The sequence below is a fragment of the Phenylobacterium sp. genome (assembly GCF_030681155.1).
GTDB lineage: Bacteria > Pseudomonadota > Alphaproteobacteria > Caulobacterales > Caulobacteraceae > Phenylobacterium.
Genome location: NZ_JAUXXE010000007.1, coordinates 13,135 through 28,887 on the forward strand (window position 1 = coordinate 13,135; position 15,753 = coordinate 28,887).

General features: G+C 67.4%; 17 protein-coding genes and 1 pseudogene. 8 read left to right on the forward strand and 10 right to left on the reverse strand.

Translation table 11 applies throughout. The annotated features are described in order from the left end of the window. Positions 1-31: 31 nt before the first annotated feature. Entirely contained in the window at positions 32-460 is a 429-nt protein-coding gene (locus Q8M13_RS01465; RefSeq protein ID WP_305297845.1) for a YkvA family protein, read from the forward strand. Here the strand turns inward: Q8M13_RS01465 and Q8M13_RS01470 are convergent. From Q8M13_RS01470 to Q8M13_RS01480, 3 genes are all read right to left on the reverse strand, one after another. Then, the gene (locus Q8M13_RS01470; RefSeq protein WP_305297922.1) at positions 457-1,347 is read right to left on the reverse strand and encodes a DMT family transporter; all 891 of its coding nucleotides are present in this window, start codon (positions 1,345-1,347) and stop codon (positions 457-459) included. The two genes, Q8M13_RS01465 and Q8M13_RS01470, sit on opposite strands and share 4 nt — an antisense overlap. Before the next feature lie 52 nt (positions 1,348-1,399). Next, positions 1,400-2,251 carry an SDR family NAD(P)-dependent oxidoreductase gene (locus Q8M13_RS01475; RefSeq protein ID WP_305297846.1) on the reverse strand — a complete coding sequence of 284 codons (852 nt, stop codon included), beginning with the start codon at positions 2,249-2,251 and terminating at the stop codon, positions 1,400-1,402. Positions 2,252-2,357: 106 nt separating this feature from the next. Next, positions 2,358-3,359 carry an NADPH:quinone oxidoreductase family protein gene (locus Q8M13_RS01480; protein ID WP_305297847.1) on the reverse strand — a complete coding sequence of 334 codons (1,002 nt, stop codon included), beginning with the start codon at positions 3,357-3,359 and terminating at the stop codon, positions 2,358-2,360. A 198-nt stretch (positions 3,360-3,557) separates the two neighbouring features. On the opposite strand from Q8M13_RS01480, the gene rlmN reads away from it, so the two are divergent. From rlmN to Q8M13_RS01495, 3 genes are all read left to right on the forward strand, one after another. After that, entirely contained in the window at positions 3,558-4,721 is a 1,164-nt protein-coding gene (gene rlmN / locus Q8M13_RS01485; RefSeq protein ID WP_305297848.1) for a 23S rRNA (adenine(2503)-C(2))-methyltransferase RlmN, read from the forward strand. 76 nt (positions 4,722-4,797) lie between these two features. Beyond that, entirely contained in the window at positions 4,798-5,226 is a 429-nt protein-coding gene (locus tag Q8M13_RS01490) for a DUF350 domain-containing protein (protein ID WP_305297849.1), read from the forward strand. A 12-nt stretch (positions 5,227-5,238) separates the two neighbouring features. Continuing rightward, complete coding sequence (locus Q8M13_RS01495) at positions 5,239-6,081, forward strand: serine protease (RefSeq protein ID WP_305297850.1); 843 nt, start codon at positions 5,239-5,241, stop codon at positions 6,079-6,081. Positions 6,082-6,091: 10 nt separating this feature from the next. Here the strand turns inward: Q8M13_RS01495 and Q8M13_RS01500 are convergent, their stop codons facing one another. The 3 genes from Q8M13_RS01500 to Q8M13_RS01510 all read right to left on the reverse strand — a co-directional run bounded on the left by Q8M13_RS01500 (position 6,092) and on the right by Q8M13_RS01510 (position 9,827). Continuing rightward, entirely contained in the window at positions 6,092-7,813 is a 1,722-nt protein-coding gene (locus Q8M13_RS01500; protein WP_305297851.1) for an MFS transporter, read from the reverse strand. A gap of 38 nt (positions 7,814-7,851) precedes the next feature. Next, complete coding sequence (locus Q8M13_RS01505) at positions 7,852-9,357, reverse strand: response regulator (RefSeq protein WP_305297852.1); 1,506 nt, start codon at positions 9,355-9,357, stop codon at positions 7,852-7,854. An 89-nt stretch (positions 9,358-9,446) separates the two neighbouring features. Continuing rightward, complete coding sequence (locus Q8M13_RS01510; RefSeq protein WP_305297853.1) at positions 9,447-9,827, reverse strand: helix-turn-helix domain-containing protein; 381 nt, start codon at positions 9,825-9,827, stop codon at positions 9,447-9,449. A gap of 106 nt (positions 9,828-9,933) precedes the next feature. Here Q8M13_RS01510 and Q8M13_RS20920 point away from each other — a divergent pair. The 4 genes and pseudogenes from Q8M13_RS20920 to Q8M13_RS01525 form a co-directional block, all read left to right on the forward strand. Next, positions 9,934-10,122, forward strand: a pseudogene (locus tag Q8M13_RS20920) (response regulator transcription factor); the annotation flags it as partial. Positions 10,123-10,246: 124 nt separating this feature from the next. Then, a complete protein-coding gene (locus tag Q8M13_RS01515; protein ID WP_305297854.1) occupies positions 10,247-10,639 on the forward strand; it encodes a hypothetical protein in 393 nt (130 codons plus the stop codon). Positions 10,640-10,842: 203 nt separating this feature from the next. Next, a complete protein-coding gene (locus tag Q8M13_RS01520; protein ID WP_305297855.1) occupies positions 10,843-11,193 on the forward strand; it encodes a hypothetical protein in 351 nt (116 codons plus the stop codon). A gap of 75 nt (positions 11,194-11,268) precedes the next feature. Beyond that, positions 11,269-11,697, forward strand: coding sequence for a hypothetical protein (locus tag Q8M13_RS01525; protein ID WP_305297856.1), 429 nt, complete (start codon positions 11,269-11,271; stop codon positions 11,695-11,697). On the opposite strand, the gene Q8M13_RS01530 is transcribed toward Q8M13_RS01525, so the two are convergent. From Q8M13_RS01530 to Q8M13_RS01545, 4 genes are all read right to left on the reverse strand, one after another. Continuing rightward, a complete protein-coding gene (locus Q8M13_RS01530; RefSeq protein ID WP_305297857.1) occupies positions 11,675-12,103 on the reverse strand; it encodes a universal stress protein in 429 nt (142 codons plus the stop codon). The genes Q8M13_RS01525 and Q8M13_RS01530 overlap by 23 nt on opposite strands. A 119-nt stretch (positions 12,104-12,222) precedes the next feature. Then, positions 12,223-13,755, reverse strand: coding sequence for a YifB family Mg chelatase-like AAA ATPase (locus tag Q8M13_RS01535; RefSeq protein WP_305297858.1), 1,533 nt, complete (start codon positions 13,753-13,755; stop codon positions 12,223-12,225). A 132-nt stretch (positions 13,756-13,887) separates the two neighbouring features. After that, entirely contained in the window at positions 13,888-14,835 is a 948-nt protein-coding gene (gene gshB / locus Q8M13_RS01540) for a glutathione synthase (protein ID WP_305297859.1), read from the reverse strand. Between the two features lie 94 nt (positions 14,836-14,929). Then, positions 14,930-15,745: a transglutaminase family protein gene (locus Q8M13_RS01545; protein ID WP_305297923.1), complete on the reverse strand. Its 816-nt coding sequence runs from the start codon at positions 15,743-15,745 to the stop codon at positions 14,930-14,932. Between the last annotated feature and the right edge of the window lie 8 nt (positions 15,746-15,753).

Genomic DNA, 15,753 nt, shown 5'->3' on the forward strand with positions numbered 1-15,753 from the left:
GTAGGGTCTCGTTATCTGAGGCTTTAGCTTGATGAGCGCTAACTCAAAAGCGTCACCCCACGTCAACGGCGCGGCTTTCGACGCCAAGGATCCGCTCAACCCGTCACGCGCGCTCGTGCCCGCCGTGGCGCGTGTGAACGAGCAACGTGTGACGCGCGGATTCTGGCCGAAAATCCGCCGGGTGGCGACCAAGATCCCCTTCGCCGGCGACGCGCTTTCGATCTGGTTTTGCGCGCGCGATCCGGCGACGCCGGCGGGCGCCAAGGCGATGATGATGGCGGGCCTCGCCTATTTCGTCCTGCCCACCGACGCTGTGCCCGATTTCCTCGCCGTGGTCGGCTTCACCGACGACGCCGCCGTCATTGCGGCCCTGCTGGCAATCGTCGGCAAGAACCTGAAACCGCGCCATAAGGCCGAGGCAAGGAAGCTGTTGGATCAGTTGGCCCGCGACGCCGACTAGGCCGTATCGGCGGCTGCGGCCTTGCTGGCTTGCATCTCGCGCCAGGTGATGAACAGGGTCGAGACCACGACGATGCCTGCGCCGGCGACGATCCAGACGCTGGGGATTTCGTTGAAAAGGGTCAGGCCGACGATCACGGTGAACACCAGCCGGATGTAGTCGATGGGCGCCATGGCCGCGGCGTCTCCAATCGACATGCCCTTGATGTAGCAGCCCTGGGTGACCGTCCCCAGCACGCCCATCAGGACCAGCAGCAGCAGGTCGAAAGGCTCGGGCCAGCGCCAGGTGAAGAAGGCGCCGGGGATGCCCATGACCAGCCCCAGAGCGGCTGACCAGACCAGCAGCACCATAGGCGAGTGGTCGCGGGTCATCACCTTCATGCCGGTGATCGTCAGGGCGAACAGGAAGGACGAGGCCAGCATGGCAAGGGCCGGCCAGCCGATGGCGAACTGGCCGTTCATGCCCGGCAGCAGCATGATCAACACGCCGATGAAGCCGACGATCGCCGCGCCGATGCGCAAGGGACCGACCGTCTCGTGCAGCACCAGGGCCGCCAGCGGCACCAGCCAGAGCGTTCGCGTGAAGGACAGCGCATTGGCGTCGGCCAGCGGCATCTTCTGGAAGGCGTAGAACGACAGGATCATCCCCAGCGTCCCGGCCGCGGACCGGAAGATCAGGATGCCCGGGCGTGTCGTCGCAAAGGCCGCGCCCCGCCGCTTCATGATGAACGGCAACAGGATCACGAAGCCGGCGAGCTGGCGATAGAAGGTCTGCAGCGAGGCCGGATAGTCGTCACCCAGATACTTGATCAGGGTGGTCATGGCCGTGAAGCCGACCGCCGAGGCGACCATCCATAATGCGCCGTGCAGATTGCGGTCGAGCTTCAGCGCCGCGGGCTTTTCGTCGGTGCTCATTGGACGGGCCCGCGGCGCTCGGGGTTCAAGACTGACCGGGGATCATGTCGCCGAGGATCGTGGCGAAGGGCGAGACACTCGTCGTATCCCAGGCGTGGCGTCCGCCAACGGTGATCCCGCCGTCGACCACCAGGTGGGTCCCGGAGACAAAGGCCGCGGCGTCCGAGGCCAGATACAGCGCCGCCTGGGCGATGTCGTCGGGCAGGCCGGCCTTTGGCACCGGCTGGGCTTTGGAGGCGTTCTCCGCGACGCGGGCGGCCATCTGGTCGGCGACTTCGAGCGGCAGGCCGATGGAGGCGCCGAAGATCGAGGTGGCGATCAGGCCCGGGCAGATGGCGTTGACGCGGATCTTCTGCGGCGAGAGCTGGGCGGCGGCCACGCGGCTCATATGGATCACGCCGGCCTTGGCGGTCGAATAGGCGATAGGGCCAAATCCGGCCTGCAGGCCGGCGATGGATGCGGTGTTGATGATCGATCCGCCGCCACGCTCCAGCATCAGCGGCGCGGCGTGCTTCATGCCCAGCGCCGGACCCCGGACCAGGATGTCGAAGATCCAGCTCCAGCCCTCGGCGGTGATCTCGGTGATGGAGCTCATCCGGTCGGAGATGCCGGCGTTGTTGAACAGGATGTCGAGGCCTCCGAACTCGGTCTTGGCCTTCTTCACCGCCGCTTCGATATCGGCTTCCTTGGTGACGTCGCAGTGGGCGTAGACGACCTTGCCGGGGAAACGCTTCTCCAGCATTGCGCCCTTTTCGTCCTGAATGTCGGCGGCGACCACCTGGGCCCCCTCGGCGACAAACAGTTCGACCGTGCCCAGACCAATTCCCGAAGCCGCGCCGGTGATCATCGCCACCTTGCCGTCCAGACGCCCCACCATGTTTCGCTCCCGACCTATTTTTATGTGATCGGTGATAACTAGAGCGGCTTGGCGCTGGCGTCGAGACGGCATCTCCCCCCGCTGAGCAAGGGGAGATGCGTCTTAGTTAGTCGATAGTGACGACGACCTTGCCCATGGCCTGGCGGCTGCCGAGGTGGGCGATGGCGTCGGCGCCGCGTTCAAGCGGGAAGCGCTCGGAGACGTGCGGCTTCACCTTGCCCTGGGCGTAGAGCTCGAGCAGTTCGTCGATGCTTGCCGAGAACAGCTCGGGATTGCGCGCGGCCCAGGTGCCCCAGAACACGCCGACAATGTCGCAGCCCTTGAGCAGGGCGAGGTTCAGCGGGATCTTCGGAATGTCGCCGGCCGCGAAGCCGACCACCAGATAGCGGCCTTCCCAGGCGATGGAACGCAGGGCCGGTTCGGCATAGTCGCCTCCGATGGCGTCGTAGATCACGTTGAAGCCTTCGGCCCCGCCGGCTTCCTTGAAGAGCGCGCCCAGCGCCTTCTGGCCGTCACGGTCGAACGGGCCGCGGCCATAGACCACGCCGGCGTCGGCGCCGTGCTTGATGGCCAGGTCGACCTTCTCCTGGCTGGAGCAGGCGGCGATGACGCGCGCGCCCATGGCCTTGCCGAGTTCGACGGCCGCCAGGCCGACGCCACCGGCCGCGCCGAGCACCAGCAGGGTTTCGCCGGCCTTCAGGTGAGCCCGATCCTTCAGGGCGTGCCAGCTGGTGCCGTAGGTCAGGATGAAGGCCGCGGCGATGTCGTGGGGCATCGCATCGGGGATGTGCCACAGGCGGTTGGCCGGCAGCAGGACTTCCTCAGCCATGCCGCCCGAGCCGGTGTTGGCCAGAATGCGGTCGCCGACCTTCACATTGGTGACGCCTTCGCCGATGGCCTTGACCACACCGGACAGCTCGCCGCCGGGCGAGAACGGGCGAGGGGGCTTGGACTGGTACTTGTCCTCGATCATCAGCACGTCGGGGAAGTTCACCCCGACCGCCTTGACCGAAATCACCGCATGGCCGGGCTTGGCCTCAGGGCTCGGAATGTCCTCGACCACCAGGGTCTCGGGGCCGCCCGTCACCTTGCTGAGCACCGCTCTCATGTCCGTCTCCCGCGTCTGAAAATGATTGGCGCGGACGCTAGCGCAGGGGCCGGACCGGCGAAAGAGGCGGTTCGAACATTTGTTTGAGTTGGCGCGGCGGCCTGCGGCTGACCGGAGGATGACGAGGTTGGGGAGCGCCCATTTGGAATAAAGGCTCCGATCGCCTATATTCCTCGCCTTCCAGACAGCGAGTTTCCCTTGGGCGTCACCCTTGATCTTTCGCGCGGCCCCTCCGCGCCGACCGTCGTTAAGCCGAACCTCTCGGGCCTGACCCGCAAGGGGCTGGTCGAGGCGTTGGTGGCCGCCGAGGTGGTTCGGCCCGACAAGGCCAAGATGCGCGCCACCCAGCTCTGGCGCTGGATCCACCACTATGGCGTCACCGACTTCGCCGCGATGACCGACGTCGCCAAGGAAACCCGGGCCCTGCTGGAAGAAGCGTTCAGCCTGAACCGGCCGGAGATCGTGGAGCGGCAGGTGTCCAAGGACGGCACCCGCAAGTGGCTGATCCGGATGGCGCCGGGCATCGAGGTCGAGACCGTCTATATTCCCGATGTCGGCCGCTCGGGCGCGTTGTGCGTGTCCAGCCAGGTCGGCTGCACCCTGAACTGCACCTTCTGCCACACCGGCACCCAGGCGCTGGTCCGCAACCTGACGGCGGCCGAGATCGTCGCCCAGGTCCAGGTGGCCCGCGACGACCTGGCGGAGTGGCCCTCGCCGAAGGAAGACCGCCGGCTCTCCAACATCGTCTTCATGGGCATGGGCGAGCCGCTCTACAATCTCGACAACGTCGCCGACGCCATCGACATCATTTCCGATGGCGAAGGCATCGCGATCTCGCGCCGCCGCATCACCGTCTCCACCTCGGGCGTGGTTCCGGAGCTCACGGCTCTGGGCGAACGCACCCAGGCCATGCTGGCCATCTCGCTGCACGCCACCAATGACGAGCTGCGGGACGTACTGGTGCCGCTGAACAAGAAGTACGACATCGCCAAGCTGATGGCCGGCATCCGCGCCTATCCGGGCCTGTCGAACGCGCGCCGCGTGACCTTCGAGTATGTGATGCTGAAGGGCGTCAATGACAGCCCGGCCGAGGCCCGCGCGCTGCTCAACCTGCTCAAGGGCATTCCGGCCAAGATCAACCTGATCCCGTTCAACCCGTGGCCGGGGACAGACTACGAGTGCTCCGACTGGGGCGCGATCGAGAGCTTCGCCGCGATCCTCAACCGCGCCGGCTACGCCTCGCCGATCCGCACGCCGCGCGGTCGCGACATCCTGGCCGCCTGTGGTCAGCTCAAGTCCGAGAGCGAAAAGCTGCGGGCCAGCGCGCGACGTAAGCTGGCGGTCGAAGAGCCGGCCGCCTGAAGCCTAGCCATTGCAAAGCCACGGTCCGTCCGTGCTAACCATTCAGCCCAGTTTCTAGATTTCGCTGACGGGTCACATGCCGCCACAGCTTCAATCCCCGGAAATCCAGGCCTTCGCCACGGGTTTCCCGATCACCCTGCTGCACATCGGCATCACCGTGCTGATGCTGCTCATCGGTGCGACCATCTACGTCCTGATGACCCCGCATCGCGAGATCAGCCTGATCCGCGAGGGCAATTCGGCCGCCGCCCTGTCGCTGGGCGGGGTTCTGCTGGGTCTGGCCATTCCGCTGGCCACCTCCCTGGCGCGTTCGACCTCGATCATCGAGATCGGCCTGTGGGGCGCGGCGACCGTGGCGCTCCAACTGCTGATCTTCCGGCTGGTCGATCTTCTGCTGCACGGCTTGCCGCAACGCATCCAGGATGGCGAGATCGCCGCCGCCGCCCTGCTGGTCGGCGCCAAGCTCGCCTCGGCCCTGATCATCGCGGCCGCCGTCGGCAGTTGAGCGTGCGCTGAGATGCATTTCCCCCGGCTGCCTGACTGGCTGGTCTATCTGGCGGTGGTGCTTGCCCTGCTGATCGCCGCTGTGGGTCGCCAGGAACGCGCCGACGCCCCGCCGCCGCCGCCGCCAGTGGCCGGCGGCGAAGGTATGCCGCTGGGGCCTGCCTCGCCTTTCGATCCTCAGGTGGTTGTCGATGTGCCCGGCCAGGCGGAGCCGGGGATCGGCACCGCATTTTCCGTCGCCGACTCTGGTGTCTGGATCACCGCCCGGCATGTGGTCGACGGCTGCACTCAGGCGGCGATCGTGGTCGCTGACGGTCGCGGCGTCGAGGCCAAGGTCCATATCGATCCGCGCGGCGAGGCGGCGATCCTGACGACTGATGGCGGGGCGCCGCCCCTGCCGCTGGCGCTCGACCGACCGCTCCGCAAGGGCGACCGCGCCTTCCACCCCGGCTTCCCGCAAGGCGAGGCCGGCGAGGCCACTTCGCGTCTGCTCGGACGTGAAAACCTGGAGGTCCGTGGCCGCGGGGCTCGCACCGAGTCTGTGCTCGTCTGGGCCGAGACCGGCCGCACCGACAGCCTGAAGGGCTCGCTGGCCGGACTCTCCGGCGCGCCCGCCCTCGACAGCGCCGGTCGGGTGATCGGCGTGACAGTCGCAGAGTCGCCCCGCCGCGGCCGCATCTACACCACCGCGCCGGAGACCGTGCTGGCGGCCCTGGCCTCCACCAACGAGCATCCGTCGAGCTTCGCGGTCGGCGAACCGATCACCACCGACAACTATGGCCGCGTGGCCGATACCCTGCGCCGCGACCTGCGGGTCGCCCAGGTCATCTGCATGAAGGCCGGCCCGGAAGCCTGACCGGAAGCGCTCAGCCGGAGGCGGCGGCTTTTTCGTCTATCGGCGGCAGGCGCGCGACCATGAAGGCCAGGGCGATGCCGATCGTTCCCAGCAGGGCCGAGTAGAAGAAGAACACCACATAACCGGCGCCCAGGGCTGCGGCCGAGACGCCCGACTTTTCCATGGCGCTGGCGAAGGTCTCGGGCGGCAGGCCGTAGAACCAGGCCTTCAGCGACGAGAACATCGCGCCGGAATCGGCCGCGGCCGCCGCGCCCTCGACGATGCGGCCGGACTGCGAGGCGATCAGCTTGCCGAGCAGGGCGTAGAGCGAGGAGAACAAGGCGTACTGGGTGGCGGTGAAGCCAGGACCGGTCAGGCTGGACATGTAGGCGATCAGGCAGGTGCCCGAGAAACCGGCGGCGATGTTGTCGACCCCGATCGCGACGCTGAGCGCCCAGATCTGCGGTCCTTGGGTCGCCAGCCAGGCGAACACCAGGTTGGAGATCGGGCCGGCGAACGCGCCCACCACCAGGGCCCGGATCAAGCCGAAGCGGGCGATGGCGAAGCCGCCGAGGCCGACGCCGACCACGGACATCACCGCGCCCAGCACCTTGCGGACCTCGGCGATCTCAAGCTTCGTGAAGCCCATGTCGAGGTAGAATGGGTTCATGATGTTGAGCACGAAGTCGGACAGCCGGTAGACGCAGATCAGGGCCAGGATCAAGCCCGCGGCCTGACCGTAACGACGGAAGAAATCGGCGAGCGGCGCCCCCAGCGCAACGCTGAGATAGCGGCCCGGCCGCGTCTCGCGTCCCGGCGCCGGACGGGCGGCCAGGAAGATCACAACAGCGCCGATCACCACGCCGGCCACCTGGGCGAACACCCCGCCGGGCTTGGCTTCCCACAGGGCCTCGATGCTGGCCGCTAGGCCGGGCAGTCCGACGTTGTTCAGCCCAGTCGACAGGATCGCCGCGTTGCCCGCCAGGCCCGATCCCAGCACCAGGGCGCCGAGGACGAACAACACCAGCCGGGTCGCCCATTCCAGGCCATCGCGACCGGGACGTTTCGGAATGTCGTCGGCGTCGATCCGGCGGATCTCATGCTGGGCCTCGCGCGGGGCGCCCAGCACGCCCAGCACGCCCACGCCCATCAGCAGCGCCATGATGGCGTAGGACGTGTTCCAGCCGACGAATTCGGAGAGGGCCAACGGCACGACGCCAGCCACGATCATGGCGATGCGGAAGCCCCACTGATAGGCGGCCGCCATCGCGCCCTGCTTCTCGGTGGTCGCCGCCTCGATCCGCCAGGCGTCGATGACGATGTCCTGGGTGGCCGAGACGAAGCCGACGAACACGGCGAACAGCGCCATCATCCCGAGGTTTACGGCCGGATTGGTCCCGGCGATCAGCCACAGCCCGAGCACAATCAGCACCTGGCAGACCAGCATCCACGAGCGGCGGTGGCCGAGCCATTTGGTGATCAGCGGGACCTTCACGCGGTCGACGAGCGGAGCCCACAGAAACTTCAGGGAATAGGCCAGCGTCGCCAGGCCGAAGAAGGCGATGACTTCCAGGGACAGGCCCGCGTCACGCAGCCAGGCGGAAAGGGTGTCGAAGATCAGCAGGTTTGGCAGGCCAGAGGCGAAGCCGAGCGACAGCATCACCAGCGAGCGGCGTTCGCCATAGACGGCCAGGGCCTGCAGCGTTCCGGGCTTTGTTTCGCCCTGCGCGTCGGCCTGGCTGTCGGTGGTCATGTCGTGGCGTTCCCCATGGCTTGGGGCCGCCCCCAGCGTCAGCCGACCTTGGCGTGGTCCGCCTTTTCCGTCCAGTCGCTGGCCCCGGTCCAGCGCGCCAAGGCCGCACGCAGAGCGTCCGGCGTCAGCGGCTTGACCAGGAAGTCATCCATGCCGGCGGCCAGACAGGCGTGGCGGTCCTCTTCGAAGGCGTTGGCGGTCAAGGCCACCATCGGCGTGCGGACGCCTTGGCTCCGGACCCGCCGCGCGGCCTCCAGACCCGACATGCCAGGCATGCGCATGTCCATCAGGATCAGGTCGTAGACGCCGACCGACAAGGCCGCGAGCGCTTCCTCGCCGCCGCCCGCCTGATCGACCCGGCAGCCTTCGCGCGTGAGCAGTGCGCGGGCGAGCAGGGCGTTGATGGGGTTGTCCTCGACCAGCAGGATCCGAGCGCCGGGAGCTGCGGCCGGAGCCACGCGGTCGTCGTCGTCGCGCTCGGCCTGCACTGCATGGGCGCCCAGCGCGGCGAGCACGCGTTCGGCCAGCGAGGCGCGACGCAACGGCTTGATCAGATAGCCGCCATAGCCAGCGGCGCGGTAGGCGTCGATCTGGCCGCGCTCTTCAGGCGCCAGCAGGATTAAGGACGTGCGGCCGGCTGGGGCGATTTGCGGCGCCAGCGCCCGGTCGATCAACAGCACATCGGGGGCGGTGGTCGCGGTCAGGGCGGCGGCGAGGTCATGAGCGGTGACCGGCTCTCCGCCGGCAGCGATGATCTGGCGCCGCGCCGCGTCGGCGACGATGGGGCTGGCGCAGGCGATCGCCACTGTGCGGCCGGCAAGGCTTTGGTCGGGCTCCTGCGGCAGGCATGGGAAGTTGGCTTCGAACCAGAAGGCCGCGCCTCCGTGGCTGGCGGTCTCGACCCCGACGGCGCCGTCCATCGCCTTGGCCAGCTTTCGGGCGATGGCGAGGCCCAGCCCTGCGCCGCCCAATTGCATGTCGTTCAGGGGGTCAGCCTGTTCGAAGGCCTCGAAGATCTTTTCGCGCGCCGCCGCGCTGACGCCGGGACCGCTGTCCTCGACGGTGAAGCGTAGGCCCTTGCCGGTTTGCGCCACGGTGATCAGCACCCCGCCCCGGGAGGTGAACTTGATGGCGTTGCCGGCGAAATTCAGCAGGATCTGGCGCAGCCGGCCCTCGTCGGCCACGGCTTGGCCGATGCCGGCGGGCGCGGCCCAGGCGATCTCCAGGCCCTTTTCGTGGGCGCGGGGCGAGAGCAGTTCGCAGACCGAGCGCAGCAGGCTCTCGACTTCGAAGGTCGTGGGGAACAGTTCGATCTTGTCGGCGCCCAGCCGCGCGAAATCGAGCACGTCGTTGACGAGGCCCAGCAGATGCTCGCCGGATTCGCGCAGGGCCGCGACATAGGCGCGTTGCTCCTGGGTAAGGCCGGTGCCCTCCAGCAGGCGGGCCATCCCGAGCACGCCGTTCAGCGGGGTGCGGAATTCGTGGCTCAGCGAAGCGAGTTGCTCGGCGCTGACGCGGGGCTCTTGGTTCGGATCGTCGTTCATCGACCGCGAACCTAGGGGGCTGGGACTTAACGGGCTGTCAAGCCCAGCCACTTTGAGTTGCGAGACTGCTCGCGAACGTTGGTGGTCGCCTACCGCTCGGCCATCTCCTGAGCCAAGGCGACCAATGCAGCCCGGGCTGAGGCGCGGGGAATGGCGGCGTAGGCTTCCAGCAGATCGGTCGCGCCGGTCAGGGCCAGGGACTGCAGAATATCGTCTGCGGCGTCGGACATGCCGCCTTCTTCGCCGACCAGCCAGCCCACCGTGGTGTCCAGCGCCGATGCGATCGAGACCAGCATCGAGCCCGAGACGCGGTTGGCGCCGCGCTCGTACTTTTGGATCTGTTGAAACGACACGCCGACCCGATCGGACAGAATGCCTTGGCTGATGCCCAGCGACTTTCTGCGCAGGCGCATTCGCGCCCCAATTGCGATATCTACGGGATCCGGTCCGATGGCGTCATCGAGGGGCATGTGTTCCTCCCCACTCGCTCCAGGAAAGTTCTTTGTTGGGCAGGATGCCCGGCGGCACCATAACAAGTAGACGGGCTCCTAGGCGAGTCGCTAACATGTTCACCTTATGCGCGCACCGCAAGAGACAGTCGCCGACCCGGTAGAGCTTCTGACGCCGCGAGAGCGTGAATGCCTGCGTCTGGTTGATCGTCACCTCAGTTCCAAACAGATCGCCCGCGAGCTCGGGATGTCGAAGGCGTCGGTCGACACCTATTGCGATCGTGCGCGCAAGAAGCTTGGCGTCGGCGACCGCTATTCGGCTGCTCGGGCCCTGGCCGCGCGGGAAACCGCTGTCCCGATCGTGTCGGGACAAGACGCAATCAGGACAGACACCGTCGCACTCCTATGGGCTGATGAAGCCCAGCAAGGAGACCGCACCGATGGGCGATTGGTTGAGAGAACTGGCGGACGCCAGGGTGACGACGGCGGACTTGGAACCCGATCGCGAAACGACGAACCGTCGGGCCGCGGTGGGCCAGGCGATGCGGGTCCGCGGGGAGGTGGAAGCCTTCGAGCGCCGTTGGCCGAGCCCGCACAATTCCGAACCGGTCGTCCCGACCTTTACGTGGAGCCAGCTCGAACGCCAGCTGGCGGACCTGGCCGATACGCCGATGAAGGCCGCCATGGCCCGGGAGCTGGTTTCAGCCACCCGCAAGACGTCGCAATTCAAGCCGCCAGAAATGGTCTTGAGGGAAATCCTCTGCCTGACCTGGGCGCTGCTGGACGAGGGCTTCCAGCCGGATCTGGAACCTGGCTTGGCGGGACCCGCCTAGGGCCGGCCGCTCGGCTGGGCATGGTCGGGGTGATCGCCATCATCGCGGCCCTGTCCTTCGGGGCGTTGCTGGCCGGGCTTCATGCCCTCCAGGACCTATTTTAGGTTTTTAATCTTAAACTAAAACGGGCCCTTAGCCCTGTTTCCCCCACCCTTGAAATCGTCAGAAGGCGTCCGGCTGCCCCGTGCGCCAGGAGATCCCTCATGCTTAAACAACGTCGTATGATCGCCGATCAAGTCGCGGCGAGTCTGTTCGAAGCCGAGGCCGCCATCGACGCCGCCCTCGCCAAGACCGCTGGCCTCGCTGGTGTGATGCCAGGCCTTCGGGCCGACGCCGGCCTCTCGGCCCTGATCGGCCAGGACGCGGTCGAACGGGCCAGCGAGGCGCTTGCGCTTCTCGCCAAGGCTCGCCGCGCCATCTGTGAGACGCACAGGGAATTGGACGTCGCCAAGGCCCAAATCGGCCTCGGCGCGGTCATGTACGGCGGGATGGAGAAGCCCCCGAACGCCGCCCTCGCCCCCAGCCGCGCCCTGCGCGCCGTCGCGGCCGGCTGATCACCTTCGTAAAAGTTGCCTCTTGCGGGATTAACCGCAGTATCAGGGCCCTCAGGAAGCTGAGGGCCCTTTCTTATGTTCAGCTCGACCCCGGAGCGTGTCTGGGCTGTCGTCATGTTCGCGGTGTCCGCCTTCGCGCTGTGGCGTGGAGGGCGAACCGAGCGCGCCGTCGCGGTGGCCAACATCGTCGCCTGGATCGCCACCATCGTGGTGCAGAACCGCCACGACTGGCTGGCCCCCCAATGGGGGGTGCTGGCCGTGGACGTGCTCTTCCTGTTGCTGCTGCTCTGGTTCGTTGTCCGCAGCAGCCGGTTGTGGATCCTACCGGCTGCTGCGTTCCAGCTTTTGGCGGTGGTCACCCATGCGGCGATCCTCGCCGACGGGGGGGTCCGGGCCTGGACCTACGTGACAGCCTTGATCCTCTGGAGCTATCTGGTGCTCATCACCCTGGCGGTTGGGACCTACACCAATTGGCGCGGAGCTAGCGCGCCACCAGCACGCTGACCTGGGCTTCGCGCACGATCTTCTCAGCGTTTGAACCGAGCAGTCGTGAGGCCAGAGACGGCGGATGTGACCCGACGACGATCAGGTCGACCTCGTTGTCGCGGGCCTCGGCCAGAATTTCGCCCGACACCGAGCCGACGCGAACCTTGGTCATCACCGGTCGGGTCGTGGGGCCGATCTTCGCCACCCACTTTTCCAGTTCCGCCTCGTGCCAGGCCTGCTCGTCGGCGTCGAAGGACTTCGGCAGGTAGGTGTTGTAGCGGGAGGAGCGCGGAGTCCGCACGTTGATCATGGTGATCCGCGCGCCAGAGGCCGCCGCCAGCTCACGCACCCGAACGATCTCGCGTTCGGTGTTGGTGGGATCCTCGACGTCGATCGTCACTAGGATGTGCTGAAAGCCCGGCATGAGACCCCCTCCTGATCTTGTTCATATGACGCGTGAGGCTTGAGGATGGTTGCGCGACGGCGACCCAAAATCCAGAGCTGTACTTCGCCTTAGTTTCCGGAGGGCGGATCGGCGCTCCGTCAGGCGAGGGCCGGGGACGCCTGGCCCATGCGACGATAGATCAGCGCCTCGGCCACATGGATGCGGCGCACGGGGCCGGGCCCCTCCAGGTCGGCGATGGTCCGGGCCAGCCGCAGGGTGCGGGTCCACCCGCGGGCGGTCAGGCCGCCGGCCTCGGCCGCCTTGGCCAACAGGGAGCGAGCGGCCGGGTCCAGGTCGGCGATCTTTTCCAGGAAATCACCCTGCGCCTGGGCGTTGAGGGGCGCGCCGTCGCCATTGGCGGTGTCAGCGGCGCGGTCGGCTTGAAGCTGGCGCGCGACGGCCACGCGGGCGGCGGCCTCGACGGTGCCCTCGGCCTGGGCGGGAAGCGCCAGGTCGGCGGCGGTCACCGGCGGCACGTCGATCTGCAGGTCGATGCGGTCCATGAAGGGGCCGGAGACCTTCATCTGGTAGTCGGTCTGGCAGCGCGGGGCGCGCCCGCAAGCTCCGCGTCCGGCGCCGCCCATGCCGCATTTGCAGGGGTTCTGCGCGGCGATCAGCTGGAAACGGGCGGGATAACGAACGTGGGCGTTGGCCCGGGCCACCACCACCTCGCCGGTCTCGAGCGGCTGGCGCAGCGAATCCAGCGCCTGGCTGGAGAATTCCGGCAATTCGTCCAGGAACAGCACGCCATTATGGGCCAGCGACACTTCCCCCGGCTTCACCTTCAGGCCGCCGCCGGTCAGCGCCGCCATGCTGGCCGAGTGGTGCGGCGTGCGGAAAGGTCGCGTGCGAGTCAGGGCGCCCTTGGCGATTAGCCCGGCCACCGAATGGACCATCGAGGTTTCCAGCAGCTCGGTCGGCGAGAGCGGCGGCAGCAGACCGGGCAGGCGCGCGGCCATCATCGATTTGCCCGAACCCGGCGGTCCGCTGAACAACAGATTGTGGCCGCCGGCCGCGGCGATTTCCAGCGCCCGCTTGGCGTTCTCCTGGCCCTTCACGTCGCGCAGGTCCGGGACGCGCTCGCCGTCCATCATCGGGCCGGGCTTGGGCGGCGACAGGATCTGGGTTCCGCGGAAGTGATTGACCACCGCGATCAGGGATGGCGCGGCCAGAATGCGTGTATCGCCGGCCCAAGCCGCCTCCGCGCCCGACGCTTCGGGACAGATCAGGCCAAGGCCCATGGCTCCCGCGGCCACCGCGGCGGGCAAGGCGCCCGAAATCCCGACGATGCGGCCGTCCAGCGATAGCTCGCCCATCGCCGCCCACTCGGTCAGGGCGTCGGGTGGAAGAATGCCCATGGCGGCCATCACCGCCAGGGCGATCGGCAGGTCGTAGTGACTGCCTTCCTTGGGCAGGTCGGCCGGGGCGAGATTGGCGATGATCCGCTTGGACGGCATGGCCAGACCAAGGCCGGCAAAGGCGGCCCGAACCCGCTCTCGGCTCTCGGCGACCGCCTTGTCGCCGAGCCCGACCAGCATGAATTTCATCTCACCGCCGGTGAGCTGGACCTCGACGTCCACGCGTCGCGCCTCGACGCCTTGAAAGGCCACCGTCACGACTCGAGACGCCATGCCAACCCCTAGAAAAAGCTCAACTTATCCACAACCCCATCATGGCGCGCGGGGTAGATCAAGAACAAAAATAGAACTTTTGGAGAAGTTGAGGCGTTTCCGCGACTTATGCGTGTCTCTTTGCGTTGTAAACTAAGCCGTTGCGCGGATCTCTTCAACCCGGTCCCACATGATGGCTGTGGCGTCGATGCCGCTGAACTTCTTCAAGGCTTGGGCGCCGGTGGGCGAGGTCACGTTGATTTCGGTCATGTAGTCGCCAATGACGTCGATACCGACGAACATCAGGCCGCGTCGTTTCAGTTCCGGGCCGATGATCGCGCAGAGCTCAAGATCGCGCGCCGACAATTCGACCGCTTCGGCGGTGCCGCCGACGGCGAGGTTTGAACGGATCTGGCCCTTCTTGGGCACCCGGTTGATGCCCCCGACCGCCTCGCCGTCGACCAGCAGGATGCGCTTGTCGCCCTTGGAGACCGCCGGCAGGAACTTCTGGGCGATCACCGGCTCCCGGCCGATGGCGCGGTGCAGGTCGAGCATGGCGTCGAGATTGGGGTCGTCGGCCAACAGCCGCGCTACGCCCGAACCGCCAAGGCCGTAGAGCGGCTTAAGCACGATGTCGCCATGGCGGGCGCGGAAGTCGTAGATCGCCTCAAGGTCAGAGGTGATCAGGGTCGGCGGTTGCACGCCGGGGAAGTCGGTGACGAACAGCTTCTCGGGCGCGTTGCGGACCTCGGTCGGGTTGTTCACCACAAGGGTCTTGGGGTGCACCTTGTCCAGGAAGTGGGTCGAGGTGATGTAGGCCATGTCGAACGGTGGGTCTTGACGCAGCAGGATGACGTCGAAGCTGGCGAGGTCGCGCACCTCCCACGGGCCGAACTTGGCGTGATCGCCGCTGACCGCCTGGACGGTGACCGCGCGTCCGCGCGCGGAGACCCGGCCGTCTTCCAGGGCGAGGCGCTCGGGCGTGTAGACGAACAGCTCATGCCCGCGTTCCTGGGCGTTCAGCAACATCAGGAAGGTCGTATCGCCCTCGATGTTGACGGCCTCGAGGGGGTCCATCTGGACAGCGACCTTCAACGGCATGGGGAGTTCTCCTAACGGCCAAGACGCCAAGGCCAAGGCGTCTGAGATAGTTCGGTGATGTGGAAAGCGCCAGCCAGAAGGCCTGTCGGCGTTGTCAGTTCAGCCGCAGGCGAACCCGTTCGCGCTGGGCGCGGGCGGCCAGGGCCGCGCCGCCGTCCAGGGTGCTGGCGTGGGCCAGGGCCTGGAGCGCGCCAGCCAGGGCGCCTTGACCCTCGCGGGCGGCGGCGACGTCCAGCCACGGGCGGTGATCGGCGGGATCGAGCAGGGCGCGGCGCAGGGCGGCGCGCTCGGCGCGCGCGAAATCACCAGACGCGCTGGCGCGGGCGAAGACGTTGTTCTGCAGCCGGATCAGCACGGCCCGGTCCGAGGCCGGCGCCATCAGGTGGTCCAGCCGGTCGGCGACATTGGGGGTCAGGCCGGCGTGAAGGGCGCGCCGGGTCAACTCAGACGGCAGCACCACGCGGCCCTCGCTGAACGGGTCCATGGCCAGCGGCCCCTCGACGGTCTCGATCCGCAGCAGGAAGTGGCCGGGGAAATCGACGCCCTGGACGGTCAGGCCGCACTTGCGCGCGACGTGCAGGTAGTAGACCCCCAGGGCGACCGGCAGGCCTTTGCGGCGCTGGGCGACGGCGATGACGCAGGCGTTGTCGGGGTCGTCATAGGTGAAGAGATCGCCGGTGAGCGCCAGGTCGCCGGCCATGGCCTCGGCCAGAGCCTCTTCGGGGCTCTCCATGCGCAGCCGGTCGGTCAGTCGCTCTACGCCGGTGCGCGCCAGGTCCTGGGCGATCTGCGGGTCACGCCCAGGCGCGTCGTGGACCGAGCAGGCGATGGCGGCTTCGAGCAACGGGAACTCGCCCTCCGGCGCGCGTCCGGCTTCGCTCAAAATTCCTTCGGCGTCCTCGCGGGTCATGGGCTCTG

Coding starts and splice junctions, on each gene's coding strand:
- Q8M13_RS01465 (WP_305297845.1), top strand. CDS start 32: ATGAGCGCTAACTCAAAAGCGTCACCCCACGTCAACGGCGCGGCTTTC.
- Q8M13_RS01475 (WP_305297846.1), bottom strand. CDS start 2,251: ATGGTGGGGCGTCTGGACGGCAAGGTGGCGATGATCACCGGCGCGGCT.
- Q8M13_RS01480 (WP_305297847.1), bottom strand. CDS start 3,359: ATGAGAGCGGTGCTCAGCAAGGTGACGGGCGGCCCCGAGACCCTGGTG.
- Q8M13_RS01490 (WP_305297849.1), top strand. CDS start 4,798: ATGCCGCCACAGCTTCAATCCCCGGAAATCCAGGCCTTCGCCACGGGT.
- Q8M13_RS01495 (WP_305297850.1), top strand. CDS start 5,239: ATGCATTTCCCCCGGCTGCCTGACTGGCTGGTCTATCTGGCGGTGGTG.
- Q8M13_RS01500 (WP_305297851.1), bottom strand. CDS start 7,813: ATGACCACCGACAGCCAGGCCGACGCGCAGGGCGAAACAAAGCCCGGA.
- Q8M13_RS01505 (WP_305297852.1), bottom strand. CDS start 9,357: ATGAACGACGATCCGAACCAAGAGCCCCGCGTCAGCGCCGAGCAACTC.
- Q8M13_RS01510 (WP_305297853.1), bottom strand. CDS start 9,827: ATGCCCCTCGATGACGCCATCGGACCGGATCCCGTAGATATCGCAATT.
- Q8M13_RS01515 (WP_305297854.1), top strand. CDS start 10,247: ATGGGCGATTGGTTGAGAGAACTGGCGGACGCCAGGGTGACGACGGCG.
- Q8M13_RS01520 (WP_305297855.1), top strand. CDS start 10,843: ATGCTTAAACAACGTCGTATGATCGCCGATCAAGTCGCGGCGAGTCTG.
- Q8M13_RS01525 (WP_305297856.1), top strand. CDS start 11,269: ATGTTCAGCTCGACCCCGGAGCGTGTCTGGGCTGTCGTCATGTTCGCG.
- Q8M13_RS01530 (WP_305297857.1), bottom strand. CDS start 12,103: ATGCCGGGCTTTCAGCACATCCTAGTGACGATCGACGTCGAGGATCCC.
- Q8M13_RS01535 (WP_305297858.1), bottom strand. CDS start 13,755: ATGGCGTCTCGAGTCGTGACGGTGGCCTTTCAAGGCGTCGAGGCGCGA.
- gshB (WP_305297859.1), bottom strand. CDS start 14,835: ATGCCGTTGAAGGTCGCTGTCCAGATGGACCCCCTCGAGGCCGTCAAC.
- Q8M13_RS01545 (WP_305297923.1), bottom strand. CDS start 15,745: ATGACCCGCGAGGACGCCGAAGGAATTTTGAGCGAAGCCGGACGCGCG.